This window comes from Amycolatopsis nalaikhensis, assembly GCF_030264295.1.
GTDB lineage: Bacteria > Actinomycetota > Actinomycetes > Mycobacteriales > Pseudonocardiaceae > Amycolatopsis > Amycolatopsis nalaikhensis.
This window is the reverse complement of record NZ_CP127173.1, coordinates 8,892,935-8,917,197: the sequence shown is the minus strand read 5'-3', so window position 1 is coordinate 8,917,197 and position 24,263 is coordinate 8,892,935. Positions and strand designations below refer to the sequence as shown.

Sequence of the window (24,263 nt, the reverse complement as noted above, 5' to 3'; positions counted from 1 at the left end):
TGATCGAACCTCCCGGAGTGGGTACTCCCGGGTCATGGCCGATGCCCCGGGCCGCAAGCTGCGGCGCTACCAGGAGATGCGTGACTTCGCCCGCACCGCGGAGCCCGCCGGTGGAGCCGCCGGGCCCGCGGGGCACCGCTTCGTCGTGCAGCGGCACCGGGCGCGGCGGCTGCACTACGATTTCCGGCTGGAGCTCGACGGTGTCCTCGTCAGCTGGGCCGTCCCCAAAGGACCGACCCTGGACCCGAAGGCGCGGCGGCTGGCCGTGCACGTCGAAGATCACCCCATCGAGTACGCCGACTTCGAAGGCGTCATCCCGAGCGGGGAATACGGCGGTGGGGACGTCATCGTCTGGGATCGCGGTGTGTGGCGGCCCGTCGACGCCGATCCGGCCGCCGCGCTCGAAGACGGGACCCTGCACTTCGACCTCGACGGCGAGAAGCTCGCCGGGCGGTTCGTGCTCGTCCGCACCGGGCGCGGGAGCTCGGACAAGGAACAGTGGTTCCTCCTGCACAAGCAGGACGAGCACGCCCACACCGGCTGGGACGCCGAAGACCACCCCCGCTCGGTGAAGAGCGGCCGCACCAACGACGAGGTCGCCGCCTCGCCCACCGCTCTGTGGCACGGTGACCGCCCGGCCGCCGAGGCCGAGGAGCCCGTCGGGTGGGAGCCCGTCTCCGAGGACGAGCTCGCCGCCCTCGATGCCTTGGGCGCCAAGGGGAAGTGGTCGGTCGCGGGGCGGAGCTCGCCCTGACCAACCTGGACAAGGTGCTCTTCCCCGCGCGCGACGGCGGCGAGCCCGTCACCAAGCGGGACGTCATCCGGTACTACGCCACCGTCGGGCCGGTGATGTTGCCGTACCTGGCCGGGCGGCCGCTCAACACCCAGCGCTTCCCGCAGGGCGTCACCGAGCCGGGCTTCTGGCAGAAGGAAGTTCCCCGGCACGCGCCCGAATGGCTGACGACGTGGGAGAACGACCGCGCCGAGGAGGGCGAGAGCCGCCGTTACGTCGTCGCCGACAGGGTCGCGACGCTCGCCTGGCTGGCGAACTACGGCGCCCTCGAGCTGCACGCCTGGACCTCCCGCGCCGCCGACGTCGACCACCCGACCTGGGTGCTGTTCGACATCGACCCCGGCCCCGAGACGACCTTCGCCGAGGTACTGGAGCTGGCGCGGCTGCACCGCACGGCACTGGAGCACTTCGGCCTGACCGGGCGGCCGAAGGTGACCGGGCAGCGCGGGATCCAGGTCTGGGTGCCGATCGCGCCGCACTGCACCTACGAGCAGACCCGCGCGTGGGCGGAAACCGTGTCGAAGACGATCGGCCGCGTGCTGCCCGACCTGGTCAGCTGGGCGTGGACGAAGGACAAACGCCGGGGCCGCGCGCGGCTCGACTACACGCAGAACGTCCAGAACAAGACGCTCGTCGCGCCCTACAGCGTGCGGCCGAAGCCGGGCGCGCCGGTCTCCGTCCCGCTGGACTGGGACGAACTCGACGACCCGGACCTCACGCCGGACCGCTGGACCGTCCGCGACGTCCCACCGCGCCTCGCCGAGCGCGGCGACCCCTTCGCGGCGCTGCTCGGCCTGGCACAACGGCTGCCGGGACTCTAGGCGTCCACCGTTTCCGGCTGTCGCGGCTGGAGGCGCTCGAGGTCCGGGCGGGACAGGCAGGGGCGGCCGCCCGCGTGCTCGGTCGTCGCCGCCGCGGCCGCCACCGCCAGGCACGCCGCCGTCTCCAGCGGGCGACGGCGGGTGAGCGCCGCCGTCAGCGTCGCGACCAGCGCGTCCCCGGCGCCCGTCGGGTCGACGACCTCGGTCTCCACGTGCGGCACGAACCAGGTGCCTTCCGGGCCGGCGAAGAGGTTGCCCTGCCCGGACACCTCGAGCACGACCACCGACGGCCCGCGCCGCCGGAGGTCCGCGGCCGCCCGCGCCGCCGCGCCGACCTCGTCGACGCTCTCCCCGGTGAGCAGCTCGGCTTCGTGGCCGTCGGCGCGCACCACGTCGGCCAGGACCAGCAGGTCCCCGGTCAGGGACTCGTCCTGGGGCGCGCCGTCCAGCACGACGCGGGTGCCCGCCGTGTGCGCGAGCCGCGCCGCCAGCAGCGCGGCCGGGGTCGGCTGCTGCAGCTGGACGATCAGCGAGCCCGCGGCGCGGATCGGGCCGGACGCGGCGATGACGTCGGTCTCGGTGACGAGCGTCCCGTCCGGGATGTGCTCGAGGTAGCGGCGGCGGCCGTCGTCGTCGACCACGTCGACGATCAGCGCGGTCTCGGTGCCGGGGCGGCGCACCACGTGCGACGTCCCGATCCGGTCGGCCCTGGCCTGGGCGCGCAGGGCGTCGCCGGTGCGGTCCTGGCCGACCACCCCGACCAGCGACACGGACGTGCCGAGCTGGCTCAGCGCCACCGCCTGGTTGGCGCCCTTCCCGCCGAGCAGCTCCCGCCGGTGCCGCACCGCCGCCGACGAGTCGGGGGCGGGCGCGTCCGGAACCTCGATCACCAGGTCGCGGGCGATCTGCCCGACGACGACGACTTCACTGGGCATCACCGGTACCGCGCCTCCTCGGGTCCGCTGATCGGCCGTTCGGGTCGCGGCGACGTCGGATGTGGATCTGGCCGGATTCGGGTAATCAAGGAGGGCCGACGAACGGGAGAATGCGGGTGACCGAGTCGTTGATGAACGCCGCGGACCGGTGGAGACCGCTGACCGAGCTGCTGTGTGCCCCTGCTGGAACGGGTGACCGGCGAGCTGCCGGGGTGCCTCGGCGCGGCATTGACCGTCGGCCGGTGCGACCGGCCGGCGCGGGTGCTGGCCGCGGTGGGCGCCGCCGAGGTGCTCGCGCCCGCCCAGCTCGCCCACGGCGGCCCGGTCGCGATCGCGGCGGCCACCGGCGAAGCGGTGACGACGGACGACCTGTTCGGAGACCCGCGCTGGCCCGGGCTCACCCGCGACGGGGTGTTCGCGGCCGCTCCGGAGGCCGCCGAGCGGTACGCCGGGGTGCGCGGGGCCGTCGCGCTGTCCGGGCCGTGGGACGACACCGGCGCCGTCGTGCTTTCGGCCACCCTCGACCGGCCGCCCGGCACCGAAACACTGGCGGTGCTGCGCCGCTTCGCGAAGCTCACCGAGGTGACCCTGGTCGTCGCCGAGGCCGCGATCGCGGGCGACCCCGACCAGACCCTGGACCTGCTGGCTTCCCGCGCCGCGATCGAACAGGCGAAAGGCGCGATCATGGCCGTCCGGCGGTGCTCCCCGGACGAAGCCTGGCAGACCCTGCGCCGCGCCAGCCAGGAGTTCAACGTCAAGGTCCGCGAGCTGGCCGTGGCCCTGGTCGAGCACCTCGGCGGCCGTCCGCTGCCCTGGGTGGAGGGCAGCCGGGAGATCCGGCCCGGCCCCGCGGCCCACGACGCGGCGGAGCGGCTCTGGTCGGCCTTCACGTCGCTGTCCCCCTGAAAAGGGGCGTTTCCCGATCGGACGATTGGGTATCAAGACCCCGTCCTCGATCACGTCGCAGCGACGCCGGCCCGCGCCGGCGCGGAAGGCTTGAAGAACCCGTGTCCCCGACTCCACCGGTCCCGAGCCGGTCCGCGCCGCTCACGGCGCGCCGGACGGTGTACCGCCCCGGTCTCCACGTGCTGACCTTCGCCGGCGAGATCGACGCGCTGACCTTGCCGATCCTGAAGCGCGAGCTGGGGACCGCCCCACCCGGCACGACGATCGTCGACCTGACCCGGGTGGCGTTCGTCGGCCTGGCCGGCGCCCGCGTGCTGGCGGCGGCCGCCGAGCGGGCCGGGAGCGAAGGGCGGCGGTTCGGGGTGGTGGCGCACAGCCGCACCCTCGCGCGGCTGTTCCGGATCACCGGGCTGGCGGCCGTGGTCCCGATGTTCGCGTCGCTGTCCGACGCGCTGCGCGAGCTCCTGGCGGCCGGGGTGCACGACACCGCCTGCTGACGTTCAGCTGGGCACCCACCGGGCGATCAGGACCCCGGCGTCGTACCGGAGGCCGTCGGCACCGTGCGCGAGGACCGCGCGGGTGATCCGGCGTGCCGTCTCCGGCGGCAGGGCGTCGGCGCCGTGCTCCAGGAGCTCCGCGGCGCGCGCGTGCCCGAGTTCCTCGGCCACGCCCCGCGAGTACACGGCGAGGACGTCGCCGGGTTCGAGCCGGGTCTCGGTGACCTCGGGCGCCGGGTCGTCCGCGGTGAACCGCGCGGCGGCGGGCTCGGCACGGGGGAGGGCGTGCCCGCGGCGGACGACCACGGGCGCGGTGGGCCCGGTGGCGAGCCAGTGCAGCCAGCCGGTGCGCAGGTCCAGCTCCGCGATCACACCGGTGAGGTCCGGGGCCCTGCCCGCGAGCTCGGCGCCCACCGCGGCGTACTGCCCAGGCAGCGAGGCCCCGTCGCGACGGGCCGCGCGGTAGGCGGCGAGGGCGTTCACGACGGCGACGCTCGCGCCGTCCGCGCGCGGGCCCGCGTCGAACATCGCCAGCTGCGCCCGGTCCTCCGAAAGCGCGTAGTCGAACACGGTGCCGCACAGGTCGTAGGCCGGCTGCACGCTCGCGCCGACGACGACGCTTTCGGTCGCACCGGTGAGCGGGGGCAGGCTGTGCCACAGCAGCTCGGCGGGGGAGGCCCGGTGCCGTCGCCGCCGCCGGGCGTCGAGGCCGTCGCCGTACTGGGTGGTGACGGTGACGAGGTGCCCGAGCAGCGTGGCCAGCCAGTGGCTCTGTTCGCGCAGCGCCGGGTCGTCGGGGTCGGTGCCCCCGGTCGGGACGATCTCCAGCACGCCGAGCCGCTCGACGCCGTCGAGGAGCACGGTCCACAGGGTGGGGTCGGTCCCGTCGCGCGTGACCGTCGTGCCCGCGCTGCGGAACACGTCGCCGGCGACCGTGCTGTCGATGTCGAGCTCCGCGGCGCCCGGCCGCAGCGGCACGAGCGTGCGCTGGTCGTAGTCGGCGAGGTAGACGCCGATCCGGAGGTCGAGCGCGCGGGCGGCCCTGGTGACGATGGCGGGCAGCCGTTCCGGCGGGGCTCGGTGCGCGCCTTCCAGGAGGTCGACGAGGGCCTTCAGCGGGCCGTGCAACGGCCGCCCGTCGGGCACCGAATGGCTGTAGGGCGCGCGCGGCGGCCCGGCCAGCTCGTCGAGCCGCTCGTTGACGGCGTGGGCGAGCATGTCCCGGTCGACGCGGGGCAGCGTGGTCAGCCCGTTCAGGTAGGCGTCGAGCTTCCAGCAGGCTCAGGCTGCCACCCAGCGCGAAGTACCGCATCCACAGCTGTTCCGGGCTCAGGCCGCTGCGGGCGAAGCAGGCGGCGAGCAGCCGTTGCTGCTCCTCCGCGGGCAGAAAGCGCATCGGCGGCTTCACCTTCCCCGCGGTGCCAAGAGGTCCGCCGCGGTTTCGGCGGGGGTCCGGCCGCCGTCGCGCGCCAGCTCCAGCAGCCGGTCGAACGCGGCGGCTTCGCCCAAGCCGTCCCGCCCCATCAGGAACCCCTTCGCCGCGGTGACCAGGTCGCGGTCGCGGAGCGTCTCCTTGAACCGGTCGCTGAACCGGCCCGCGCGCTCACGGGCGCGGGCATTGGCGACCAGGACCGCGGTGCGGGCGGCGAACGTCGTCAGGGTGTGCTCGTCGGCGGGGCCGAACGCGCCGGGCGCCGTCGCGTAGACCTTGATCGCGCCCTGGCAGCCGTCCTCGGTGACGAGCGGGGTGGTCAGCACCGAGCGCAGCCCGGCGCCGGCGGCCGCGGCGCACCACCGCGGCCAGCGCCGGTCGGTGGTCACGTCGTCGATCCGCAGCGGCGCGCACTCCTTCAGCGCGGCCAGGCAGGGCCCTTCGCCGAGCTCGTACTGCAGGGTGTCGGCGTCGTGGACCAGCGGACCCGACGCGCTCGTCGTGGCGAGCCCGCCCTCGTCGTCGATCAACGTCACCCCCACCCCCGCCGCGGCCGGGATCGTCAGTCCCGCCAGGGAAACGATCAGGTCGAGCACCGAATCCACGGTCTCGCGCGACAGCAGCAACCCCGACATCCGCGCGGCGACCACGGCCAGCTCGCCGTCCAGCGGCAACCCGCCCGGCGCGGCCTCATCCGACGACATGGGCGCTGATTACCATCCGGCGACCCCGCACAAACCTGATCCGGGGACCCCGCGCACATGGCCGGGCGGGAAACGGGGTACCCGGGCGCTTCGCGCCGAGCGGGAGGAGCGGACATGGACCGGACGGAGCGGATCGCGCCGGCGTCGCCGGTGTTCGACGACGTCACCGGTGCCCTCGAGGCACTGACCGCCGTGCTGCGGGAGGAGGACGACTTCCGCGTGCTGCTGCAGCACGTCTGCCTGCAGGTGCGCCACGCCGTCCCCGGGGTGGACGAAGCCTCGGTCACCCTGGTGCGCGGGGACGAGCCGCACACCGCGACGGCGACGAGCGGGGTGGTGAGCGAGCTCGACGGCGACCAGTACCGGATCGGCGACGGCCCCTGCCTCGAGGCGGTCCGCAGCGGCAAGATCGTCCGCACCTCGGTGCCGGACGCGATCGAGCGCTGGCCGGACTTCGCCCGCGGGGCGCGGGAAGCGGGCTTCGGGAGCTTCCTCGCCGCGCCGCTGGTGGCGGACGAACGGTTCGCCGGCGCGGTCAACTGCTACGGACGGCAGGACGACGGCTTCGCGGAGCTCGAAGCCCAGCTGCTCGAGCTGTACACGGCCGCGGTGGAGGCCGTCCTCCGCGTCTACCACCGGTACCTGCGGGCCCGCGACACCACCGAGCACCTGCGGACGGCGCTCACCTCGCGCGCGGTCATCGACCAGGCCAAGGGCATGCTGATGGCGATCCGCCGGATCGACGCCGACGACGCGTTCGCCCTGCTGGTCGAGCAGTCGCAGCGGGAGAACACGAAGCTGCGGGACGTCGCGGAGCGGTTCGTGGCCCGGGTGGTGTCCGGGCAGGTCACCCCCTGAACTACTTCCGCCGCCCGAGCGCCTTCGCGCGGTCGTGCGCCCAGCCCGCGAGCACGACACCCACCGCCGTCGCCACCAGGTAGCAGACGAGCGTGTCGGCGAACCCGGCGCCGAGCCAGCCGAGCACGCCGAAGTGCTCGTGGTCGAGCAGCAGCCGGATCGCGCCCTGCGCGCCCGCCACCGTCAGGACCGCCCCCACGATCTGCAGCACGTCGTACTTCACTCGCGTCCCCTCCCGTTGGTGATACAACTGCATCATAACCATGGGTGACCGGCTCGGCCGGTGGCGGGGGAGCGCGGTAGCGTGGGCGTCGTGGTGGGGAGCCGGATCACGGTGCGCGTGGGCGAGCGGCAGCTGACGCTTTCGAACCTCGAAAAGGTGCTGTACCCGCGGCACGGGTTCACCAAGGGCGAGGTGCTCGACTACTACACGCGGATCGCGCCCGTGCTGCTGCCGCACATCCGCGACCGGGCCATGACGTTCGTGCGCTTCCCTGACGGCGTCACCGGTGGCTCGTTCTTCGAGAAGAACGTCTCCCGGCACGCCCCGGACTGGGTCCGCACCGCGCGCCTGGCCGTCGGCGGCGGTCGCGGCAAGGAGTCCGAGATCGTCGACTACCCGCTGATCAACGACCTGCCCGAGCTCGTGTGGGCGGCCAACCTCGCCGCGCTCGAGCTGCACGTCCACCAGTGGACCGTCGAGGACGGCGACGAGCGGAGCACGCCCGACCGGCTCGTGTTCGACCTCGACCCGGGCCCGGGTGCCACGGTCGTCGACTGCTGCCGCGTCGCCGAGCGGCTGCACGACGTCCTCACCGCCGACGGGTTCACCCCGATCGCGAAGACCAGCGGCTCCAAGGGGATGCAGCTCTACGCGGGCGTGGTGACCACCGAGGGCGACGAGACGTCGCGGTACGCCAAGGCGCTGGCCGAACGGCTCGCCGCGGAGACGCCCGACCTCGTCGTGGCGCGGATGACGAAAACCCTGCGCCCGGGCAAGGTCTTCATCGACTGGAGCCAGAACAACCCGTTCAAGACGACGGTGGCGCCGTACTCGCTGCGCGGGCGCGACGAGCCGACCGTGTCGACGCCGGTGACGTGGGACGAGGTCCGCGCCTGCCGCCACGTCACGCACCTGCGCTTCACCGCCGAGCAGGTGCTGGAGCGCGTCGAGGACCTCGGTGACCTCTTCGCCGATCTGGAGCGCACCCGCGTGCCGATTCCCGCATTCGGCTGAATTTCGGGAACCGCAATTCTCCGGTGAATGGCACGCGGATCCCCGCGTGGGCGCCGGGAATTGCGGGACAACGAGCCCGACCTGGTGTTCATGATCGTCCATAGTGGACTTCTGCACGTGCAGACGGCCCGGTCGGCTGCACGTCCCGCCGATCGCGATCTTTTCGTTGTGCACCAAGGTGGACGAACTCGGTACGGTCTACGCGGGAACCGTCACGAAGGCCGTCGGAACGCGGGCGACAGCGATCTTGCGGCGGTTCGCATTCTTGTCGAACCAAGGGAAAGGAAACGGGTGTCCGGCCTGATCGACACCGATCTCGAGTTCTGGTTCCAGCGCGGCCTGCGCGCCTATCTCGGCGAGGTGGCCGGCGCGCTCGGCTTCGGCCTCGAGTCCTGCACCGTGGACGTGGACGTCCCGGTGTCGGCCTACGTCGCGGTGGACTGGCGGCTGCGCCGGTTCCCCGAGCGCGACGTGGCGCTGCTCTGGGACGAGGTGCACGGCTGGGCCGTCGCCGTCGAGGCGGCGTGCGGGGAGGAGATGATCGTGCTGGCCTACCTCGGCGGGGCCGACATCCTGCCGCCGCCGCGCGCGATCGTGCGGTTCCTGGCCGCCCTGCGGGCCGGTGACCTGGGGCCAGGCGGACCCCGGTCGCCCGTCCTGCGCCGCGCGGGCAGCCACCAGGAACTGCTGCCATTGCTGCCCGCCGGCTGAGACGGCCTAAGATCCTCCCCACGCGTTGGGGGAGGTGGCGATGGGGACGGTGCCGGACGCCGTGGCGCCGATGCTGGCCGTCGACGGGCCACTGCCGGACGACGACCGCCACGGCTACGAGTGGAAGTGGGACGGTTTCCGCGGCTGCGTGCGCGTCGCGGCCGACGGGCAGGCCAAGATCACCAGCCGCAGCGGCAGCGACCACACCGACCGCTACCCGGAGCTGCAGGACGTCTTCGGCGCCGCGCTCGGCGGCCGGGTGGCGGTGCTCGACGGCGAGGTCGTCGCGCTGAACGCGGCCGGGCGGCCCGAGTTCGAGCTGATGCAGCGCCGCGCCATGTACGAGCCGACGGCGAAGCTGCAGGCCGAGGTCCCGGTCGTCTACTTCGCGTTCGACCTGCTGCGCGTCGACGACGAGTCCCTGCTGAACCTGCCGTACGAACAGCGGCGCGCGCTGCTGGCGGAGCTGCTCGAGCCCGAGGACGGCAGGCTCGTCGTGCCGCCGTGGTACACCCGCGCCGACATCGCGCCGGACCAGCTCCTGGCGACGGCGGCCCAGCACGGCATCGAAGGCGTCGTCGCGAAGCGCCTGGACGCGCCGTACCTGCCGGGTGCCCGTTCGCCGCTGTGGACGAAGCACGCGCTGACGCAGACACGCGAAGTCGTCATCGGCGGCTGGCGCACCGGGGCGGGCCGCCGCGCGGGCACGCTCGGCGCGTTGCTGCTCGGTGCGTACGACGACGAAGGGGCGCTGGTGTACCTCGGCGACGTCGGCACCGGGTTCACCGACGACGCGCTCGACCACCTCCGCGAGGTCCTCGCGCCGCTGGCCCGCGCGGAGAGCCCGTTCGCCACCGAGGTTCCGCGCGACCGCGCCCGGGGTGCGCAGTGGGTGGCGCCGACGCTCGTCGGCGAGGTCGTCTACCGGCGGATGACGCCGGACCGGCGGCTGCGGCACACGTCGTGGCGCGGACTGCGCCCGGACCGGACGCCGGACGAGGTGCGCGTCCCGTGAGTTCGGTGCGGCTGGTCGAAATCACCGACGAGAACCGGGATGCCGTGTGCGCGTTGCGGGTGCGGCCGGGGCAGGAGCGGTTCGTCGCTTCGGTGGCCCGGTCGCTCGAGGACGCGGCGAGCACGCCCGAGGCCGAGCCGTGGTTCCGGGCGGTGTACGCGGACGGCGAACCGGTCGGCTTCGTGATGCTGAGCTGGAACGTCCCGCCCGGCCGCCCCGGCATCCTCGGGCCGTACTTCCTGTGGCGGCTGCTCATCGACGGACGGCACCAGGGGCGCGGGTTCGGCCGCGCGGTGCTCGACGAGGTCGTCGCGCTGGTGCGGGCCGACGGCGGCACCGAGCTGCTGACGAGCCACCAGCCGGACGGGCCGGGGCCGTTCTACCGCGAGTACGGGTTCCGCCCGACCGGCGAGGTCGACCACGGCGAAACGGTGGTCCGGCTGACGCTGTGACCGCCGTCACGAATCCGGCTGTCACATCGGTTCCGGCGGCGGAGTCGAGGGGGTGACGGACCCGGAACCCCGGCGTCCGCGGTTCCCCGAAGGAGTTCCGATGTCCACCGCGTACGTGATCGTCACCCTCGTCGGCGCCGCACTGGCCGGCTTCTCGGCCGTCTCGGTCTTCACCCGCGCGAAGTGGGTCGTGGAGCCGATCACGGCGTACGGCGTGCCCGAGTCGTGGTGGCCGCTGCTCGGCACGGCGAAGGCGGCCGGAGCGGTCGGCTTGGTCGCCGGGGTGTTCGTGCCGCCGATCGGCGTCGCGGCGGCGATCGGGCTGGTGCTGTACTTCCTCGGCGCGGTCGTCACGGTGGCGCGGGCGCGGGTGTACTCGCACCTGGTGTTCCCGCTGATCTACATGGCGCCCGCGGTGGCTTCGCTGGCGCTGCTGTGACCGGCGAGCCACGCGAGGGCGTCGGCGGCGTGGCGAAGCACGGAGAGGTGCCCGTCGCCGGGCGTGGTCCGGAGTTCGGCGCCGGGGCACCGCCGCGCGAGCCACGCGCTGTGGGCGGCGGGGATCATCCGGTCGTCTTCGCCGTGCAGCAGCAGAACGGGGGCGGTGATCTCCGCCGGGTCGGCGTCCCAGGGGGCGACGTAGGCGAGGTCGTCGTCGACGAGGCCACCGTTGCCGTGTTCGAGGGCGCCGCGGACGACGTCGTCGAGCCAGGAGTGGTCGCCTTTCAGGGCGGCGAAGTCGGCTTCGGTGAAGACGTCCGGATCGAATTCGGCGGTGGCTTCGTACTGTTCTTTCGCGGCCCGGCCTTTGGCGGCGGCTTCGAGAGATGCCTTGCCGGCCGCGGCCATGCCGTCGAACCAGCCTTCGGCGCCGAAGGGCGCGACGGCGGCGAGGCTCGCGACGGCGACGACGCGGTCGGTCAGCCGCGCGGCGGTGGCGAGGGCGTGCGAGCTGCCACCGGAGTGGCCCATGACGGCGAAGCGCTCGATCCCGAGGGCATCGGCGACGGCGCTGGCCCAGATGGCGGCGTCGCCGACGGCGCGGCCGGGCGCGGGGGTGGAGGATCCGTAGCCGGGCCGGTCGTAGGAGATCCAGCGGAGGCCGAGCTTTTCGGCGAGCGGCAGCAGGGGGCGGGGTGGCGTGCCGAGGTTCGGGGTGCCGTGGTGCCAGAGCACGGTCAGCCGGGCCGGGCCGCCGGTGTCGTAGACGTGCAGGGTTCGGCCGCCGGGCAGGGAAAGATCGGTCTCGTTCACCGGGCCAGCCGTTCCGCCAGCCAGGCGAGCGAAAGCGGGTAGCGGTAGTCGATCGCGGCATGGCCCGCGTCGAACAGCTCGAAGCGCACCCGCTCGTCCGGCAGGCCCGCCTTCGCCACCTCCGCCCGGAACGCCTGCGCGCCGACGTCGAGGAAGTACTCGTCGCTCGTGCCCGCGTCGATCCACACCGCGCGGAGCTCGCGGATCGCCGACGCGTGGCCGGGGACCATGCGGACCGGGTCCCAGTCCAGCCAGCGCTGCCACACCCGCGGCCGCAGCACGCCCGTCGCCGGGTCGAACGGCAGCTCCGGCCTTCCTTCCTGGTCCGCCGAGAAGCACGCCGAAACGCCGATCAGCTGCAGCAGGTTCGCGTCTTCCGGCTTGGTGAACGCCGGGCGGCTCCGGAAATCCGCCCACCACGCCTGGATGTCCTGGTCGTACTCGCGCAGCGCGCGCACCGCCTTGCCGAAGTCCGGCAGGTAGCACAGCTCGTACAGCGAGTCGCCCGCGTGGGTCGCCAGCGCGCCGAACAGGTCGGGGCGCAGCATCGGCGTGATCATCGCGCCGAACCCGCCCGACGACTTGCCCGCGATCGCGCGGGACTCGCGGTCCGGGATCGTGCGGTAGCGCGCGTCCACCCACGGCACGATCTCGTCGCACAAGTACGAGTGGTAGCGGCCCGTGCCCGGCGAGTCGACGAACTGCGAACCGCCGTACGCGGTCCACGCGTCGACGTACACCACGACGCAGCCCGGTGCGCCCGCCGCGAACACCGCGTCCGCCGTCTCCACGAACGGCTGCCGGAACGGCGTCCGGTTGGCCCACATCGTCAGGTGCCCGGTGTAGCCCTGGATCACGTACACCGCCGGGTACCGCTCGGTGCTCTCGTCGTAGCCCGGCGGGACGTACACCCACAGCGGCCGCTCGTGCGGGTCGCCGAGCGGGTTGTCCCGCAGCAGCGCGGAGTCGACGGTGTGCCGGTCGAGCCGGCCGGCGAGGTCGCCGTCCCAGGGCAGCATGCCGCCAGTCAACCACGGCCCAACCGGTTGCGGGGGCTAAGCGATACCTCTTTTCCGCGCGTAGCGTTGAGCCGTTTCGGCCCGACCCCCGTGTTAGGGACACGGTGGTGGGTAGAGGGATGCGGGGAAGACCATGAAACATCCGGGGCCGTTGTTCACCCTGCTCGCGGGCGTCGCGCTCGCCGGCGGGATCGGGATCGTCAACCTGGCGACGGGGACCGGCGCCGCGCCGGTCGCCGGGGCCGCGAGCGTGGTGGGTACCGCGAGCACCACGGTGGAACCACCACCGCCGAAGCCGACGTCGGAAGCGCCGCAGGCACCCGCGCGGGCCGACTACGCCGGGCGCGTGACGGGCGGCGGCGCGTCGGTCGCCGTGTCGGTGCGCGACGGCCGCGCCATCGCGTACCTCTGCGACGGCAAGAAGGTCGAAGCCTGGCTGCAGGGCGTCACCGCGGGCGGGAAGCTGGACCTCAAGGGCGCCAAGAACAGTAGCCTGACCGGCACCTTCGACGCGGCCGCGGTCACCGGGACCGTGACGGCGGCCGGGAAGACGTGGCAGTTCACCGCGCCGACCGCGAAGAAACCCGCCGGGCTCTACCGGGCGACGACGAAGAACGGCGGCAAGGCCGGCTGGATCGTGCAGCCCGACGGCAGCCAGGTCGGCATCCTCACGACCGGCGACGAGTCCGTCGCCGCCCCGGCCCTCGACCCGGCGGCGAGCACCGCCACCGTCGACGGCGCCCCGCTGACCGCCGAGCCGGTCAGCGGCCTGGCCGGAAGCGGTGACTTCTGATGGCGGCCCCGGTGGGGAACCGCGCCGCGGGCGCGCTCCTGGTCCCCTTGCTGGCCGGCGCTGTCGTGGCGGTGGTGCTCGGCGTCTACGGCAGCTTGCACACGCCGACCGGCGTCGCGGTCAACGTCGCGGGGTTCTCCAGTGCGCAGTCGGTGAAGGCGTGGCTCGCCACGGTCGTCGTCGTGCTGGCCCTCGTGCAGCTGGTCTCGGCGCTGGCGATGTACGGCAAGTGCCGCGGCGCCGCGCCCGCGTGGGTCGCGCCGGTGCACCGCTGGTCGGGACGGCTGGCGTTCCTCGTGTCGATCCCGGTCGCCCTGCACTGCCTCTACGCGCTCGGCTTCCAGGCGTTCGACACGCGGGTCCTGCTGCACTCGCTGCTCGGCTGCTTCTTCTACGGCGTGTTCGTGGCGAAGATGCTGTTGCTGCGCAAGGACGGCGCGCCCGCGTGGACGCTGCCGGTGGTCGGCGGCCTGGTCTTCACCGCGCTCGTCGGGCTGTGGCTGAGCGCGTCCCTGTGGTTCTTCACCTGGTCCGGCCTGACTTTCTGAAGCGGAGAACGACATGCGCGACGACGAAGACCGCTCGGTGACGCGCCGGACGGCGCTCGCGGCCGCGAGCGCCGGGCTGCTGGCCGGGTGCAGCACCTACGGCAGCGGTGCCACGCCGACGTCCGCGGCTCAGCAGCAGCCCGCTCCGGCGGCGGGCACCGAGCTCGGCGCGGCCGCCGACGTGCCGGTCGGCGGCGGCAAGGTGTTCGCGGACAAGCAGGTAGTAGTGACGCAACCGACGGCGGGCACGTTCGCGGCGTTCTCGGCGGTCTGCACGCACCAGGGCTGCACCGTCGACAAGGTCGCGGACGGCAAGATCGCGTGTCCCTGCCACGGCAGCGAGTTCGCGATCGCCGACGGCTCGGTCGCGAACGGCCCGGCCGCCCGGCCATTGGAGAAGAAGACGATCACGGTCACCGGCGGCCGCATCACCCTCGCCTGACCCGTCGTGAGTGTTTAGGGCGGTTAGAACCGCCCTAAACACTCACGACGGCGGGGCGGGGCCTGCCGGTAATCGGTCGCCACCGGTGCGCGCGTCTGGCACCATCGGAGCGGTGAGCCCGGTCGAGATCGCCTGCGACGAGTCGGGCTCGGAGGGCGAAAACCTGCTCGGCGGCGAAACCGACGTCTTCGCCCACGCGGGCGTGCGGCTCTCGCCCGAGGCCGCGGCCGCCTGCGTGCGGGAGATCCGGGCCCGCATCGGCTCGCCCGCCGAGGAGTACAAGGCCAACCACCTGCTGCGCGCCAAGCACCGGCCGGTGCTCGAGTGGCTGCTCGACCCCGGCGGCCCGCTCGCCGGGCACGGCCACGTGCACCTGACCGACAAGACGTTCTTCGCCGTGCGCGCGGCGGTCCGGCTGCTGGCCGAGGACGGCACCGACGCGATGGCCCGCTCGCTCCACCGCGCGGGCCCGGCCGCCTTCGGGGCCGCGCGCTGGGACTACTTCCTGACGGCGTTCACCAGCGTGCTGCGGCTGAACCCGCGCCGCGGCGTGACGACGTCACCGCAAGCTTTCTTCGCCCTGGTCCGCGAACTCGCCGACGTGCCGGGCGAAGCCGGGGAGATCGTCGCGCGGTTCCGCGACGGCGGCGAGCGCGTCGCCGCCTACCGCGCGCGGCTGGCGAGCGACCCCGGGCTGGTGCCGGTGCTGGACCCGCTGGTGCCCGCGGTGCTCCACACCGTCCGGCACTGGAGCGCGGACGGCACGCCGGTTTCCCTGGTCCACGACGAGCAGCTCGCCCTGACCGCCGAACGCGTCCTGCAGTTGAAGGCCGTTCTCGGCCACCGCCTCGCCGACGTCCGGTTCGTCGACTCCCGCTCCGACGCGCGGGTGCAGATAGCGGACTTCCTCGCCGGGGTGGCCCGGCGGATCGCCTCCGACGAGCTGAACGGCCGCGGCGACGTCCGGCTGACCACCCTGCTGGCGTCCTTTGTGGACACCGAGTCGGTGTGGGACGGCTCAGCGGCTGAACACCCGCGTCGGTGAACCGCTCGGGCGCCATGTAGGCGAGGGCGCCGCCGGTCGCGGCGAGCCTGCTGCCGAGGTCGTCGCCGTCGACCAGGCGCATGTCGCGGCGGAACGCTCCTGGAACTCGCGCGAACTGCGGCGCGAGCAGCCCCGGACACCGGGGTAGTCGCGCGCAGGCGTGTTACTGGCAATTCTCTGACTATAGTCAGGGAATGGACCGCGACCTGGTCGACGGCGTCCGGCGGTTCAACCGGACGGTCACCCAGCGGATCGGCGCGCTCGACGACGCCTTCCTGGCCCGCGCCCGCCCGCTCGGCCAGGCGCGGGTGCTGTGGGAGATCGGCGACGGTGGCCGGGACGTCCGTGAGCTGCGGGAACGGCTCGACCTCGACTCCGGCTACCTGAGCAGGCTGCTGCGCGGGCTGGAGGCCGACGGCCTCGTGCGCGTCGAGCCCAGCGGCGCCGACGGCCGCGTCCGCACCACGCGGCTCACCGAAGCCGGGCGGGCTGAACGCGCGACGCTCGACCGGCTCTCCGACGACGCGGCCGCCGCGATTCTCGCCCCGCTGTCCGGCGGCCAGCGCACCCGGCTCGTCACCGCGATGGCCGAGGTCGAGCGGCTCCTGACGGCTTCGGCCGTCGAGGTCGCCCCGAGCTCGCCGGTGCACCCGGACGCGCGGTTCTGCCTGCGCGCCTACTTCGCCGAGCTGACCGAACGGTTCGACGAGGGCTTCGACCCCGAGCTCAGCATTTCCGCCGCCGACGCCGAAATGACCCCGCCCGCCGGGGTGCTGCTGGTGGCCCGGCTGCACGGCGAGCCGGTCGGGTGCGGGGCGCTGAAGTTCCACGGCGACGCGCCCGCCGAACTCAAGCGGATGTGGGTGGCGCGTTCGGCCCGCGGTCTCGGGCTGGGCCGGCGGCTGCTGAGCGAGCTGGAGGCGCACGCGGCCGCCGAGGGCGTCCGCACCCTGCGGCTGGAGACGAACCGCGCGCTCGCCGAAGCGATCGGCTTGTACCGGGCGGCGGGCTACCGCGAGGTCGCGCCGTTCAACGACGAGCACTACGCCGATCACTGGTTCGAGAAGCACCTCGGCGGCCCACGTACCCTGGCGTAGTGCGGACCCGCCCCACCCTGACCTGGACGTCGGCGGACGCGCCGCTGCCGCGGACGTCCAGCCTCGACGAGCTGACCGACGTCGTCGCGCGCGGCCGCGTCGCCGTGCTCAGCGGCGCCGGCCTGTCCACCGAATCCGGCATCCCCGACTACCGCGGGGAGTCCGGCAGCCTGCGCCGGCACACGCCGATGACCTACGACGAGTTCGTCACCAGCGCCGAAGGGCGGCAGCGGTACTGGGCGCGCAGTCACCTCGGCTGGCGCACGATCGCCCGCGCCGACCCGAACGACGGCCACCGCGCGGTCGCGGCCCTGCGCGACGAAGGGTACGTCTCCGGCGTCATCACGCAGAACGTCGATGGCCTGCACCAGGCGGCGGGCACCGCGGACGCGGTCGAGCTGCACGGCAGCCTCGACCGCGTGATCTGCCTGTCCTGCCGCCGCACCAGCCCGCGCGCCGAGCTGGACCGGCGGCTGCGGGCGGCGAACCCGGCGTTCGAGGGCGAAGCCACTCGGATCAACCCGGACGGCGACGTCGAGCTGCCCGAAGCCGTCGTGCGCCGGTTCACGCCGGTGCCGTGCGCGGACTGCGACGGCGTGCTCAAGCCTGACGTCGTGTTCTTCGGCGAGAACGTGCCCCGGCCGCGGGTCGAGCGGTGCTACCGGCTGGTCGACGACGCGGAAGCGGTGCTCGTGCTGGGTTCGTCCTTGACCGTGATGTCCGGGCTGCGGTTCGTCCGCCACGCGGCGGCCGCGGGCAAGCCGGTCGTGATCGTCAACCAGGGCGAGACCCGCGGCGACCGCTACGCGTCGGTGCGCGTCGACCGGCCGCTGGGGCACGCGCTGACCGAACTGGCCGGGCGGCTGGGCTGCGGCGTCAGCGAGGATCGCGGCCGAACCGCGTGAGGAGCCGGTCCTGGCGCGACGCGCCGGGCGGGCCGGGCGGCGGGGCGGCGAAGAACCGCGGGCCCAGCGCGAGCCCAGCGTAGATCGCGTCGAAGTCCTCGTCGAGCCACGCGACCAGGCTCGGGTCGAGGGTGTCGTCGGCGCCGAGGGCGCGGGCGAGGTCCCAGGTGTGCACGGCGCTGTCGGCCGTGCGGACGTCCAGCGCCCGCCCTCCGGTGAGCTTCCCGAGCGGGTAGTCGACGACGCGGTCCAGCGCGCCGTCCTCGGCGAAGGCGGCCGCGAAGACCCGCACCGACTCGGCGAACGCGCCGACCGGGTCGTCCCCGAGCGCGTCGGCGTCGCGCAGCGCCAGGAACTCCTCCCGGGTGGCGCCGCGCAGGAGCCCGACGTAGTTGATGTTGCCGCGGGTCATGTGGTTGACCAGGGCCCGCACGTCCCACTCCGTGCATGGTGTCGGCGCGGTCCACCGATCCGGGGACACCGCGCGCAGGTGGTCGGCGAAACCCTTGCTCGCCAGCAGGAAACGGTCGAGAGCCATGCCGCCCAGTCTGGCCCGGCGCGCGGGCTCGCCGCTGGCGGGTTTCGGACGAGCCGGCCCGGACGGGTGGGGGGATACCCGGCCGGACCGGCTCGGCGACGGACCTCCACAGCCGGTCGCTGTCTGCTAGACGCGGGGGACGCCCCGGTCGTTACACGAGCCCGTCCCACGACCACCGCGGCACGGCCAGCCCGGCGGGCACCTCGTCGGCCGGGCCCGGGTAGGTGAGCACCTCGGCCACCGCCCACTCCATGTAGGCCCGCAGCGCGGCGCGGAACTCGGGGTCGGCGGGCAGGCCCGCGTCGTCCGCCGCCCGCACGAAGCAGGCGACGAACCGGCGGCCGAGGTCGCTCATGTCGCCGTTGCCCGCGTGCATCCGCAGCATCCCCGAGTGGTCGCCGCACCCGGCCGAGAACCGCGGCGGCCCGCCCATGACTTCGGCCCAGTACCAGGCCAGCCGTTCGACGTGCCGCGGGTGCTGCCCCGGGTGCGAGAACGGGTGGTTCAGCTCCGGGTCGGCCAGGCAGCGCTCGTGGTGGGCGGCGGCCAGGGCGAGGAACGCTGGGTCGCCGCCGGCGAACTCGTAGAGCGTCGGGCGCACCCGGCGAGCCTCGCACGCGCGGCCGCCGAACGCCAGGGCGTCAGCGCGCCGCCGCGGCCGCGCGTTCGGCGGCCGGGGTGAAGCCGCCGAACGCCTCGACCGCCCGCCGGACGTCCTCGGTGACGAGGTCGTGGTTCAGCGCGCCCGCCGCGGACGCGCCCATCGCCGCGGCGATGACCACGGTCGCCCGCGCGTCGGCGACGTTCCCGGCCACCCACACGCCCGGCACGTTCGTCTTCCCGGACGGGTCGGTGGCGTCGGCGTCGTAGCCGAGTCCGTGGAGCAGCTCGTCGTGCGGCACGGTCCGGGTGCGGAGGAACAGCGCGGTCCGCGCCACGACCCGGCCGCCCACCTCGACCCCGGTGAGGTGGCCGCCTTCGCGCCGGAGGGCGGTGACTTCACCGTCGACGACGCGGATGCCGCGCGCGTCGAGCCGCTCCCGGTCCTCTTCGGACGGTGGGACGGCGTGCGCGAAGTACACGACGTCGGGCGACCACTGGCGGACCAGCAGGGCGTGCTCGACGCTCGCGGGTTCGGTGCCGAGCACGCCGAGCGGCTGGTCGCGGACTTCGTAGCCGTGGCAGTAGGGGCAGGTCACCGCGTCGGTGCCCCAGCTTTCCCGCAGCCCGGGCAGGTCCGGTAGGTCGTCGTGGACGCCGGTGGCGAGCAGGACCCGCCGGGCGGTCAGCTCCCGGCCGCTGCCGAGCTTCGCGGTGAAACCCGGCTCGAGGCTCGTCACGGTGTCTTCGACGAGCTCGACTCCGTAACCGGCCAGCTCTTCTCGGCCGATCTTGAGCAGTTCCGACGGCGGCAGGCCGTCACGGGAGATGAAGCCGTGCATGTGCGACGCGGGCGCGTTGCGCGGGGCCCCGCCGTCGACGACCACGACGCGCCGCCGTGCGCGGCCCAGCATCAGCGCGGCGTTGAGGCCGGCCGCGCCGCCTCCCACCACCAGGACGTCATAGCTGTTTTCGGTCATGTGGCCACGATGAACCCGGCTTCGCGATTTCGACAACAAATGTTGCCGTTTCCGGGACGAGCGGGTTTCCTGGAGGCATGACGGACGCGATCAACCAGGCCCTCGCCGAGGTCGGGCCCCGCCTCAAGCGGGTCCGCACCCAGCGGCGGGTCACCCTCGCCGACCTGTCGGCGGCGACGGGCATTTCGAAGAGCACGCTGTCCCGGCTGGAGTCCGGGCAGCGCAAGCCGAGCCTCGAGCTTCCTGCTGCCGATCGCGCAGGCCCACCAGGTCCCGCTGGACGAGCTGGTCGGTGCCCCGGAGGTCGGCGACCCGCGCGTCCGGCTGACCGCCCGCCGCATCCCGCGCCACAACGGCGCGACGATGACGGTGCTGCCGCTGACCCGCCAGCCGGGCGCGCCCCAGGCGTTCAAGATGATCCTGGAGCCGGAGACGGGCGAACCGGACCCCCAGGTGCACGAGGGCTACGAGTGGCTGTACGTGATGTCCGGCCGCTTGCGCCTGATCCTGGCCGACCGTGACATGACGCTGGGCCCGGGCGAGGCGGCGGAGTTCGACACGCGGCTGCCGCACTGGTTCGGCGCGGTCGACCGCCCGGCGGAGATCCTCAGCCTGTTCGGCAAGCAGGGGGAGCGGCTGCACCTGCGGGCCAAGTCCCGCTGAGGTCAGGCCGCCAACGCCCGCTGCCACTGCCGGGCGACGGCGCGGCCCAGCCGCCGGGTGTCGACGGCATCGGGGTCCAGCAGCCGTTGCATGCCGATGCCGCGCAGCTGTCCCAGCACCGCCACCGCCACGTCGTGGGGGTCGGTGTCCGCCCGGATCGTGCCGTCGGCGATCCCGGCGGCGACGTCGGCGCGGAGGTCAGCCCGGAACGACTCGTCGCGGTCCCGGAAGATCCCGGAGAAGCTCGGGAGCCGTGGCCGCCTCGGCCCACAGCAGCAGGAACGCCCGCCCGGCGACGCCGTCGCGGCCGAGTTCTCCGACGTAGCCCTCGATCAGGAGCAGCAGGCGGTCGAGCCCGGGCGGCCGGTCGTCGACGCCCGGGACGAACCCGCTCTGGCTCGCCTTCGCCAGCGCGTCGAGCAGGGCCTGTTTCGAGCCGAAGTGGTGAGTGACGATTCCGCGGCTGTACCCGGCCCGCTCCCCGGTGCGAGCCAGCGTCACCGCGCGCATTCCGGACTCCACCACCAGCTCCGCGGCCGCGCTCAGCAACGCGGCTCTGGTCGCGGAGCGCCGCTGCTCCTGGGTGCGACGTGCTGGGGTGGGATGCGCTTCCATGGGACCAGCGTAGGCAACTTGCGTGTCGAATAGCAAGTATGTCAGGGTGGATCTCGTCCCCTTGGAACGTCAGGAGTCCCATGACCGCAGTTTTCGTGAACGGCAACCCCGAGACCGCCGCGATCTGGGACCCGCTGTGCGCCGAACTCGACCGGACGGACGTCGTGCGCCTGTCGCCGCCCGGCTTCGGCGCACCGATCCCGGACGGCTTCGAGTGCACCGTGTCGGCCTACCGGGACTGGCTTGTCGCGGAGTTGACGGCACTGGGCGAGCCGGTCGATCTCGTCGGGCACGACGTGGGCGGCAGCACGGTCGTCTCCGTCGCCATGGCCAGGCCCGACCTGCTGCGGACCTGGGTGAGCGACTCGCTGGGCGTGTTCGACCCGGACTACGTCTGGCGCGACCTCGCCCAGGGCTGGCAGACACCCGGGGTCGGCGAGCGGTCGGTCGCGGAGTTGCTGGGCGGCACCCTCGGCGACCGCGCCGAGCGGATGGTGGGCCGGGGCATTCCCCGGCCGATCGCCGAACGGCTGGCCGCGGCCCAGGGACCGGTGATGGGGCAGGCGATCCTGGCCTTCTACCGCTCCGCCCGGCAGCCGGTCATGGCCGAGCTCGGCCGGAACCTGCCCGCCGCCGCGGCGCGTCCCGGCCTGGCGATCATCGGCACCGACGACCACTTCGTCGGCTCGCCGGAACTGCGCCGCCGGTCCGCCGCCCGGGCCGGTGCCCGGGTCGAGGTACTCGACGGGCTCGGCCACTGGTGGATGGTGCAGGACCCGGTCCGCGGCGCGCGAGCACTCGTCGCGTTCTGGGCCGAGCACGCTTGAGCGGCGAGGTCAGCCGAGTTCGCGTTGCAGCAGCAGGGTGTCGAGCCAGCGGTCGTGCTTGAAGCCGACGCGGCGCAGCACGCCCGCGTCGGTGAAGCCGGCCTTGCGGTGCAGGTTGGCCGACGCCGGGCTGCCGGAGTCGACGACGACCGCGATCGCCTGGCGGGCCCCGGCTTCGGCGCAGCGCTTGAGCAGTTCGTCGAGGAGGCGGCGTCCGTAGCCGCGGCCCGTCGTCCCCTGGGCGAGGTAGATCGTCGTCTCCACCGTGTGCCGGTACGCCGGTTTCGGCCGCCACGGCGCGGCGTACGCGTACCCGAGGACGACGTCGTCGCGGGCTAACACGAGGAACGGCAGCGGGCTGTCGCGGATCTTCGCGCGCCACTGCTCAGCCGTCGGTGGCGTGGTCTCGAACGTGACGACCGAGTCCGTGGCGTACGGCGCGAAGACGGCCGCGATGCCCTCGGCGTCGGACTCCGTCGCCGGCCGCACTTCCTCTATAGTGGACATGATCGGTATTATAGAGGAATGATTGACCCGGTGATCCTCGGCCGCCGCCTGCACGACCTGCGGGCCGACCGCGGTCTCGCGCTCAGTGCCCTGGCGAAGGAGGCCGGGGTCAGCGTCAGCATGCTGTCGGCCATCGAGCGCGGCGAAAAGACGCCGACGGTCGTGGTGCTGTCGCGGATCGCCGACGGCCTCGGGCTGTCCCTCTCGCGGCTGCTGGCCGACCTGGAGACCGACCGGGTGATCGTCCGCCGCGCCGCCGACCAGGACCACGTCGCCGAGGCGGGCGGCTGGCACCGCACGGTGCTGACGCCGGTCGTCCCCGGCGTCAACTTCGAATGGATCCGCACAACCCTGCCCGCGCGGTGCGACGCGGGCACGTTCCCCGCCTACGCCCCGGGTTCCCACGAGTTCGTCGCGGTCGAGTCGGGCACGCTGCACCTCGGCGTCGGCGACGCGGAATACGCGTTGACCGCGGGCGACTCGCTCTACTTTCCCGCCGACGCAAGGCATTCCTACGCCAACCGCGGCGCGGAACCGTGCGTGTACCACGTGACGGCGCTGATCATGCGGCCGCGGAAAACAGGATGACACCGGCGCCGGAGGCGTGACACCCTCCGAGCCATGTTCCCCGTGTCCGATCGCGCGACGCTCGCAGGCTCGTCCCTGCCGAGCGCCCGTTCGGCACGGCTGCTCGCGGTCCTGTCCAGCGGCGCTCGACGCTGACCCTTCCCCGATTCCCCTGTCCTGCCGCGGAACCGCCGGGGGAGGGTCGACGCGCTCCGCCCGGTTTCGCGCACTTTTCTTCCAGCACAGGGAAAACCCATGAGCAAGCAGCAGTACGTGCGGACCAAGCCGCACCTCAACATCGGCACGATGGGCCACGTCGACCACGGCAAGACCACCCTGACCGCGGCCATCACCAAGGTGCTCGCCGAGCAGGGCGGCACCAACCGCTACGTCGCCTTCGACCGCATCGACCGCGCGCCGGAGGAGGTCGAGCGCGGCATCACGATCAACATCGCGCACGTCGAGTACGAGACGCCGACGCGGCACTACGCGCACGTCGACATGCCCGGCCACGCCGACTACGTCAAGAACATGATCACCGGCGCGGCCCAGCTGGACGGCGCGGTGCTCGTGGTGTCGGCGCAGGACGGCGCGATGCCGCAGACGCGGGAGCACGTCGTGCTGGCGCGCCGGATCGGCGTCGAGCACCTGGTGGTCGCGCTGAACAAGGCCGACCTGGCCAACGACGAGGACCTGCTCGACCTGGTCGAGCTGGAGGTCCGCGAGCTGCTGACCCGCTACGGGTTCGACGGCGACGCGGTGCCGGTCGTCCGGGTGTCGGGGCTGCGCGCGCTGGCGGGCGACCCGCGCTGGACGCAACGGATACTCGACCTCCTCGCGGCGGTCGACGAGCACGTGCCGATCCCGCCGCGCCGGCTGGACCTGCCGTTCCTGATGCCGATCGAGAACGTCCTGACGATCACCGGCCGCGGCACGGTCGTGACCGGCGCGGTGGAGCAGGGCACGCTCGCGGTCGGCGACGCGGTGGAGGTGGTCGGGCTCGGGCCGTCGGTGTCCACTGTGGCCACCGGGCTGGAGACGTTCGGCAAGCCGATGGAGCGCGCGGAGGCGGGCGACAACGCGGCGGTGCTGCTGCGCGGGGTGAAGCGCGGCGAGGTCCGCCGCGGCCAGGTGGTGTGCCTGCCGGGCAGCGTCAGCCCGCACACGAGGTTCCGCGCCGAGGTCCACGTGCTGTCGACGGCGGAGGGCGGCAGGCACACGCCGTTCGCCGCGAACTACCGGCCGCAGTTCCACTTCCGCACGAGCGACGTCGTCGGGGTGGTCGCGCTCGCCGAAGGGGTGGCGGTGGTCCGCCCGGGCGAGCGGGCGACGCTGACGGTCGAGCTCGGCCAGCCGGTGCCGATGAGCCCGGGCCTGGGCTTCGCGATGCGCGAAGGCCGCCTGACGGTGGCCGCGGGCACGGTGAGCGAAGTCCTCGGCTGAAGACCCGCCCCCGCATTAGTGCGGGGGCGGGTTTCCCGGTTTCGCCGGTTTCGCGGGCG

31 protein-coding genes and 1 pseudogene are annotated in these 24,263 nt (G+C 73.6%); 20 read left to right on the top strand and 12 right to left on the bottom strand.

Annotated features, from left to right (window positions below):
- Positions 1-34: 34 nt before the first annotated feature.
- Together QP939_RS52330 and ligD (QP939_RS52325) are read left to right on the top strand one after the other, a co-directional pair.
- Positions 35-754, top strand: coding sequence for a DNA polymerase ligase N-terminal domain-containing protein (locus QP939_RS52330; RefSeq protein WP_434219606.1), 720 nt, complete (start codon positions 35-37; stop codon positions 752-754).
- Positions 724-1,614 (top strand): non-homologous end-joining DNA ligase, encoded by an 891-nt coding sequence (gene ligD / locus QP939_RS52325; RefSeq protein ID WP_434219605.1) that lies wholly within the window; start codon positions 724-726, stop codon positions 1,612-1,614. Before QP939_RS52330 ends, ligD (QP939_RS52325) begins: the two co-directional genes overlap by 31 nt.
- Here ligD (QP939_RS52325) and QP939_RS43330 read toward each other — a convergent pair.
- A complete protein-coding gene (locus QP939_RS43330) occupies positions 1,611-2,549 on the bottom strand; it encodes a PfkB family carbohydrate kinase (RefSeq protein WP_285452611.1) in 939 nt (312 codons plus the stop codon). The two genes, ligD (QP939_RS52325) and QP939_RS43330, sit on opposite strands and share 4 nt — an antisense overlap.
- 174 nt (positions 2,550-2,723) lie before the next feature.
- Here QP939_RS43330 and QP939_RS43325 point away from each other — a divergent pair, with 174 nt between their 5' ends.
- The gene (locus QP939_RS43325; RefSeq protein WP_285452597.1) at positions 2,724-3,455 is read left to right on the top strand and encodes an ANTAR domain-containing protein; all 732 of its coding nucleotides are present in this window, start codon (positions 2,724-2,726) and stop codon (positions 3,453-3,455) included.
- A gap of 101 nt (positions 3,456-3,556) precedes the next feature.
- Positions 3,557-3,952, top strand: a complete 396-nt coding sequence (locus QP939_RS43320) for an STAS domain-containing protein (protein WP_331659998.1) — start codon at positions 3,557-3,559, stop codon at positions 3,950-3,952.
- A 3-nt stretch (positions 3,953-3,955) separates the two neighbouring features.
- Here the strand turns inward: QP939_RS43320 and QP939_RS43315 are convergent, their stop codons facing one another.
- Together QP939_RS43315 and QP939_RS43310 are read right to left on the bottom strand one after the other, a co-directional pair.
- Positions 3,956-5,170 carry a SpoIIE family protein phosphatase gene (locus QP939_RS43315; protein WP_285452593.1) on the bottom strand — a complete coding sequence of 405 codons (1,215 nt, stop codon included), beginning with the start codon at positions 5,168-5,170 and terminating at the stop codon, positions 3,956-3,958.
- A 186-nt stretch (positions 5,171-5,356) separates the two neighbouring features.
- A complete protein-coding gene (locus tag QP939_RS43310; RefSeq protein WP_285452591.1) occupies positions 5,357-6,088 on the bottom strand; it encodes a GAF and ANTAR domain-containing protein in 732 nt (243 codons plus the stop codon).
- Positions 6,089-6,202: 114 nt separating this feature from the next.
- On the opposite strand from QP939_RS43310, the gene QP939_RS43305 reads away from it, so the two are divergent.
- Positions 6,203-6,946: a GAF and ANTAR domain-containing protein gene (locus QP939_RS43305; protein WP_285452590.1), complete on the top strand. Its 744-nt coding sequence runs from the start codon at positions 6,203-6,205 to the stop codon at positions 6,944-6,946.
- Position 6,947: 1 nt separating this feature from the next.
- Here the strand turns inward: QP939_RS43305 and QP939_RS43300 are convergent, their stop codons facing one another.
- Complete coding sequence (locus QP939_RS43300; protein ID WP_285452589.1) at positions 6,948-7,169, bottom strand: hypothetical protein; 222 nt, start codon at positions 7,167-7,169, stop codon at positions 6,948-6,950.
- Positions 7,170-7,259: 90 nt separating this feature from the next.
- On the opposite strand from QP939_RS43300, the gene ligD (QP939_RS43295) reads away from it, so the two are divergent.
- From ligD (QP939_RS43295) to QP939_RS43275, 5 genes are all read left to right on the top strand, one after another.
- A complete protein-coding gene (gene ligD, locus QP939_RS43295; protein ID WP_285459978.1) occupies positions 7,260-8,183 on the top strand; it encodes a non-homologous end-joining DNA ligase in 924 nt (307 codons plus the stop codon).
- 291 nt (positions 8,184-8,474) lie between these two features.
- Positions 8,475-8,894 (top strand): DUF6292 family protein, encoded by a 420-nt coding sequence (locus tag QP939_RS43290; protein WP_285452588.1) that lies wholly within the window; start codon positions 8,475-8,477, stop codon positions 8,892-8,894.
- Between the two features lie 40 nt (positions 8,895-8,934).
- Positions 8,935-9,909 (top strand): non-homologous end-joining DNA ligase, encoded by a 975-nt coding sequence (gene ligD / locus QP939_RS43285; protein ID WP_285452587.1) that lies wholly within the window; start codon positions 8,935-8,937, stop codon positions 9,907-9,909.
- Positions 9,906-10,361: a GNAT family N-acetyltransferase gene (locus tag QP939_RS43280; RefSeq protein ID WP_285452586.1), complete on the top strand. Its 456-nt coding sequence runs from the start codon at positions 9,906-9,908 to the stop codon at positions 10,359-10,361. Before ligD (QP939_RS43285) ends, QP939_RS43280 begins: the two co-directional genes overlap by 4 nt.
- A 100-nt stretch (positions 10,362-10,461) precedes the next feature.
- Positions 10,462-10,800: a DoxX family protein gene (locus QP939_RS43275; RefSeq protein ID WP_285452585.1), complete on the top strand. Its 339-nt coding sequence runs from the start codon at positions 10,462-10,464 to the stop codon at positions 10,798-10,800.
- Here the strand turns inward: QP939_RS43275 and QP939_RS43270 are convergent.
- Together QP939_RS43270 and QP939_RS43265 are read right to left on the bottom strand one after the other, a co-directional pair.
- Positions 10,761-11,615, bottom strand: coding sequence for an alpha/beta fold hydrolase (locus QP939_RS43270; RefSeq protein ID WP_285452584.1), 855 nt, complete (start codon positions 11,613-11,615; stop codon positions 10,761-10,763). The genes QP939_RS43275 and QP939_RS43270 overlap by 40 nt on opposite strands.
- Positions 11,612-12,634 carry an alpha/beta hydrolase gene (locus QP939_RS43265; protein WP_285452583.1) on the bottom strand — a complete coding sequence of 341 codons (1,023 nt, stop codon included), beginning with the start codon at positions 12,632-12,634 and terminating at the stop codon, positions 11,612-11,614. Before QP939_RS43265 ends, QP939_RS43270 begins: the two co-directional genes overlap by 4 nt.
- A gap of 133 nt (positions 12,635-12,767) precedes the next feature.
- Here QP939_RS43265 and QP939_RS43260 point away from each other — a divergent pair, with 133 nt between their 5' ends.
- The 6 genes from QP939_RS43260 (at position 12,768) to QP939_RS43235 (ending at position 17,464) form a co-directional block, all read left to right on the top strand.
- Positions 12,768-13,427: a hypothetical protein gene (locus QP939_RS43260; protein ID WP_285452582.1), complete on the top strand. Its 660-nt coding sequence runs from the start codon at positions 12,768-12,770 to the stop codon at positions 13,425-13,427.
- The gene (locus QP939_RS43255; protein WP_285452581.1) at positions 13,427-13,975 is read left to right on the top strand and encodes a DUF6529 family protein; all 549 of its coding nucleotides are present in this window, start codon (positions 13,427-13,429) and stop codon (positions 13,973-13,975) included. Before QP939_RS43260 ends, QP939_RS43255 begins: the two co-directional genes overlap by 1 nt.
- A gap of 13 nt (positions 13,976-13,988) precedes the next feature.
- Positions 13,989-14,417 carry a Rieske (2Fe-2S) protein gene (locus QP939_RS43250; RefSeq protein ID WP_285452580.1) on the top strand — a complete coding sequence of 143 codons (429 nt, stop codon included), beginning with the start codon at positions 13,989-13,991 and terminating at the stop codon, positions 14,415-14,417.
- Positions 14,418-14,529: 112 nt separating this feature from the next.
- Positions 14,530-15,462, top strand: a complete 933-nt coding sequence (locus QP939_RS43245; protein ID WP_285452579.1) for a DUF3800 domain-containing protein — start codon at positions 14,530-14,532, stop codon at positions 15,460-15,462.
- 194 nt (positions 15,463-15,656) lie between these two features.
- Positions 15,657-16,559 (top strand): bifunctional helix-turn-helix transcriptional regulator/GNAT family N-acetyltransferase, encoded by a 903-nt coding sequence (locus tag QP939_RS43240; RefSeq protein ID WP_285452578.1) that lies wholly within the window; start codon positions 15,657-15,659, stop codon positions 16,557-16,559.
- Positions 16,559-17,464, top strand: coding sequence for an NAD-dependent protein deacetylase (locus QP939_RS43235; protein ID WP_285452577.1), 906 nt, complete (start codon positions 16,559-16,561; stop codon positions 17,462-17,464). The genes QP939_RS43240 and QP939_RS43235 overlap by 1 nt, the downstream gene beginning before the upstream one ends.
- On the opposite strand, the gene QP939_RS43230 is transcribed toward QP939_RS43235, so the two are convergent.
- The 3 genes from QP939_RS43230 to QP939_RS43220 form a co-directional block, all read right to left on the bottom strand.
- On the bottom strand, positions 17,436-18,002 hold the full coding sequence (locus QP939_RS43230; RefSeq protein ID WP_285452576.1) for a TIGR03086 family metal-binding protein: 567 nt from the start codon (positions 18,000-18,002) through the stop codon (positions 17,436-17,438). The genes QP939_RS43235 and QP939_RS43230 overlap by 29 nt on opposite strands.
- A 151-nt stretch (positions 18,003-18,153) precedes the next feature.
- Positions 18,154-18,603: a group II truncated hemoglobin gene (locus QP939_RS43225; protein WP_285452575.1), complete on the bottom strand. Its 450-nt coding sequence runs from the start codon at positions 18,601-18,603 to the stop codon at positions 18,154-18,156.
- Between the two features lie 40 nt (positions 18,604-18,643).
- Positions 18,644-19,582 (bottom strand): NAD(P)/FAD-dependent oxidoreductase, encoded by a 939-nt coding sequence (locus QP939_RS43220; RefSeq protein WP_285452574.1) that lies wholly within the window; start codon positions 19,580-19,582, stop codon positions 18,644-18,646.
- A 77-nt stretch (positions 19,583-19,659) separates the two neighbouring features.
- On the opposite strand from QP939_RS43220, the pseudogene QP939_RS43215 reads away from it, so the two are divergent.
- Positions 19,660-20,245 (top strand): annotated as a pseudogene (locus QP939_RS43215) (helix-turn-helix domain-containing protein).
- Positions 20,246-20,247: 2 nt separating this feature from the next.
- Here QP939_RS43215 and QP939_RS43210 read toward each other — a convergent pair.
- Together QP939_RS43210 and QP939_RS43205 are read right to left on the bottom strand one after the other, a co-directional pair.
- Positions 20,248-20,478 (bottom strand): TetR family transcriptional regulator C-terminal domain-containing protein, encoded by a 231-nt coding sequence (locus QP939_RS43210; protein ID WP_285459977.1) that lies wholly within the window; start codon positions 20,476-20,478, stop codon positions 20,248-20,250.
- Complete coding sequence (locus tag QP939_RS43205; RefSeq protein ID WP_285452573.1) at positions 20,444-20,860, bottom strand: TetR/AcrR family transcriptional regulator; 417 nt, start codon at positions 20,858-20,860, stop codon at positions 20,444-20,446. The genes QP939_RS43210 and QP939_RS43205 overlap by 35 nt, the downstream gene beginning before the upstream one ends.
- An 80-nt stretch (positions 20,861-20,940) precedes the next feature.
- Here QP939_RS43205 and QP939_RS43200 point away from each other — a divergent pair, with 80 nt between their 5' ends.
- Complete coding sequence (locus QP939_RS43200; protein ID WP_285452572.1) at positions 20,941-21,687, top strand: alpha/beta fold hydrolase; 747 nt, start codon at positions 20,941-20,943, stop codon at positions 21,685-21,687.
- 9 nt (positions 21,688-21,696) lie between these two features.
- Here the strand turns inward: QP939_RS43200 and QP939_RS43195 are convergent, their stop codons facing one another.
- Positions 21,697-22,194 (bottom strand): GNAT family N-acetyltransferase, encoded by a 498-nt coding sequence (locus QP939_RS43195; protein WP_285452571.1) that lies wholly within the window; start codon positions 22,192-22,194, stop codon positions 21,697-21,699.
- 18 nt (positions 22,195-22,212) lie between these two features.
- Between QP939_RS43195 and QP939_RS43190 the strand changes: the two genes are divergently transcribed.
- Both QP939_RS43190 and tuf read left to right on the top strand, forming a co-directional pair.
- On the top strand, positions 22,213-22,782 hold the full coding sequence (locus QP939_RS43190; RefSeq protein ID WP_285452570.1) for a helix-turn-helix domain-containing protein: 570 nt from the start codon (positions 22,213-22,215) through the stop codon (positions 22,780-22,782).
- 234 nt (positions 22,783-23,016) lie between these two features.
- Positions 23,017-24,204 carry an elongation factor Tu gene (tuf, locus tag QP939_RS43185; RefSeq protein WP_285452569.1) on the top strand — a complete coding sequence of 396 codons (1,188 nt, stop codon included), beginning with the start codon at positions 23,017-23,019 and terminating at the stop codon, positions 24,202-24,204.
- The last annotated feature ends 59 nt before the right edge of the window (positions 24,205-24,263 follow it).

Bases quoted from the DNA above. Each gene is read 5' to 3' on its own strand.
- QP939_RS52330 (WP_434219606.1), top strand. From the start codon at position 35: ATGGCCGATGCCCCGGGCCGCAAGCTGCGGCGCTACCAGGAGATGCGT.
- QP939_RS43330 (WP_285452611.1), bottom strand. From the start codon at position 2,549: ATGCCCAGTGAAGTCGTCGTCGTCGGGCAGATCGCCCGCGACCTGGTG.
- QP939_RS43315 (WP_285452593.1), bottom strand. From the start codon at position 5,170: ATGCTCGCCCACGCCGTCAACGAGCGGCTCGACGAGCTGGCCGGGCCG.
- QP939_RS43310 (WP_285452591.1), bottom strand. From the start codon at position 6,088: ATGTCGTCGGATGAGGCCGCGCCGGGCGGGTTGCCGCTGGACGGCGAG.
- QP939_RS43305 (WP_285452590.1), top strand. From the start codon at position 6,203: ATGGACCGGACGGAGCGGATCGCGCCGGCGTCGCCGGTGTTCGACGAC.
- ligD (WP_285452587.1), top strand. From the start codon at position 8,935: ATGGGGACGGTGCCGGACGCCGTGGCGCCGATGCTGGCCGTCGACGGG.
- QP939_RS43275 (WP_285452585.1), top strand. From the start codon at position 10,462: ATGTCCACCGCGTACGTGATCGTCACCCTCGTCGGCGCCGCACTGGCC.
- QP939_RS43265 (WP_285452583.1), bottom strand. From the start codon at position 12,634: ATGCTGCCCTGGGACGGCGACCTCGCCGGCCGGCTCGACCGGCACACC.
- QP939_RS43260 (WP_285452582.1), top strand. From the start codon at position 12,768: ATGAAACATCCGGGGCCGTTGTTCACCCTGCTCGCGGGCGTCGCGCTC.
- QP939_RS43255 (WP_285452581.1), top strand. From the start codon at position 13,427: ATGGCGGCCCCGGTGGGGAACCGCGCCGCGGGCGCGCTCCTGGTCCCC.
- QP939_RS43250 (WP_285452580.1), top strand. From the start codon at position 13,989: ATGCGCGACGACGAAGACCGCTCGGTGACGCGCCGGACGGCGCTCGCG.
- QP939_RS43240 (WP_285452578.1), top strand. From the start codon at position 15,657: ATGGACCGCGACCTGGTCGACGGCGTCCGGCGGTTCAACCGGACGGTC.
- QP939_RS43230 (WP_285452576.1), bottom strand. From the start codon at position 18,002: ATGGCTCTCGACCGTTTCCTGCTGGCGAGCAAGGGTTTCGCCGACCAC.
- QP939_RS43220 (WP_285452574.1), bottom strand. From the start codon at position 19,582: ATGACCGAAAACAGCTATGACGTCCTGGTGGTGGGAGGCGGCGCGGCC.
- QP939_RS43205 (WP_285452573.1), bottom strand. From the start codon at position 20,860: ATGGAAGCGCATCCCACCCCAGCACGTCGCACCCAGGAGCAGCGGCGC.
- QP939_RS43200 (WP_285452572.1), top strand. From the start codon at position 20,941: ATGACCGCAGTTTTCGTGAACGGCAACCCCGAGACCGCCGCGATCTGG.
- QP939_RS43195 (WP_285452571.1), bottom strand. From the start codon at position 22,194: ATGTCCACTATAGAGGAAGTGCGGCCGGCGACGGAGTCCGACGCCGAG.
- QP939_RS43190 (WP_285452570.1), top strand. From the start codon at position 22,213: ATGATTGACCCGGTGATCCTCGGCCGCCGCCTGCACGACCTGCGGGCC.
- tuf (WP_285452569.1), top strand. From the start codon at position 23,017: ATGAGCAAGCAGCAGTACGTGCGGACCAAGCCGCACCTCAACATCGGC.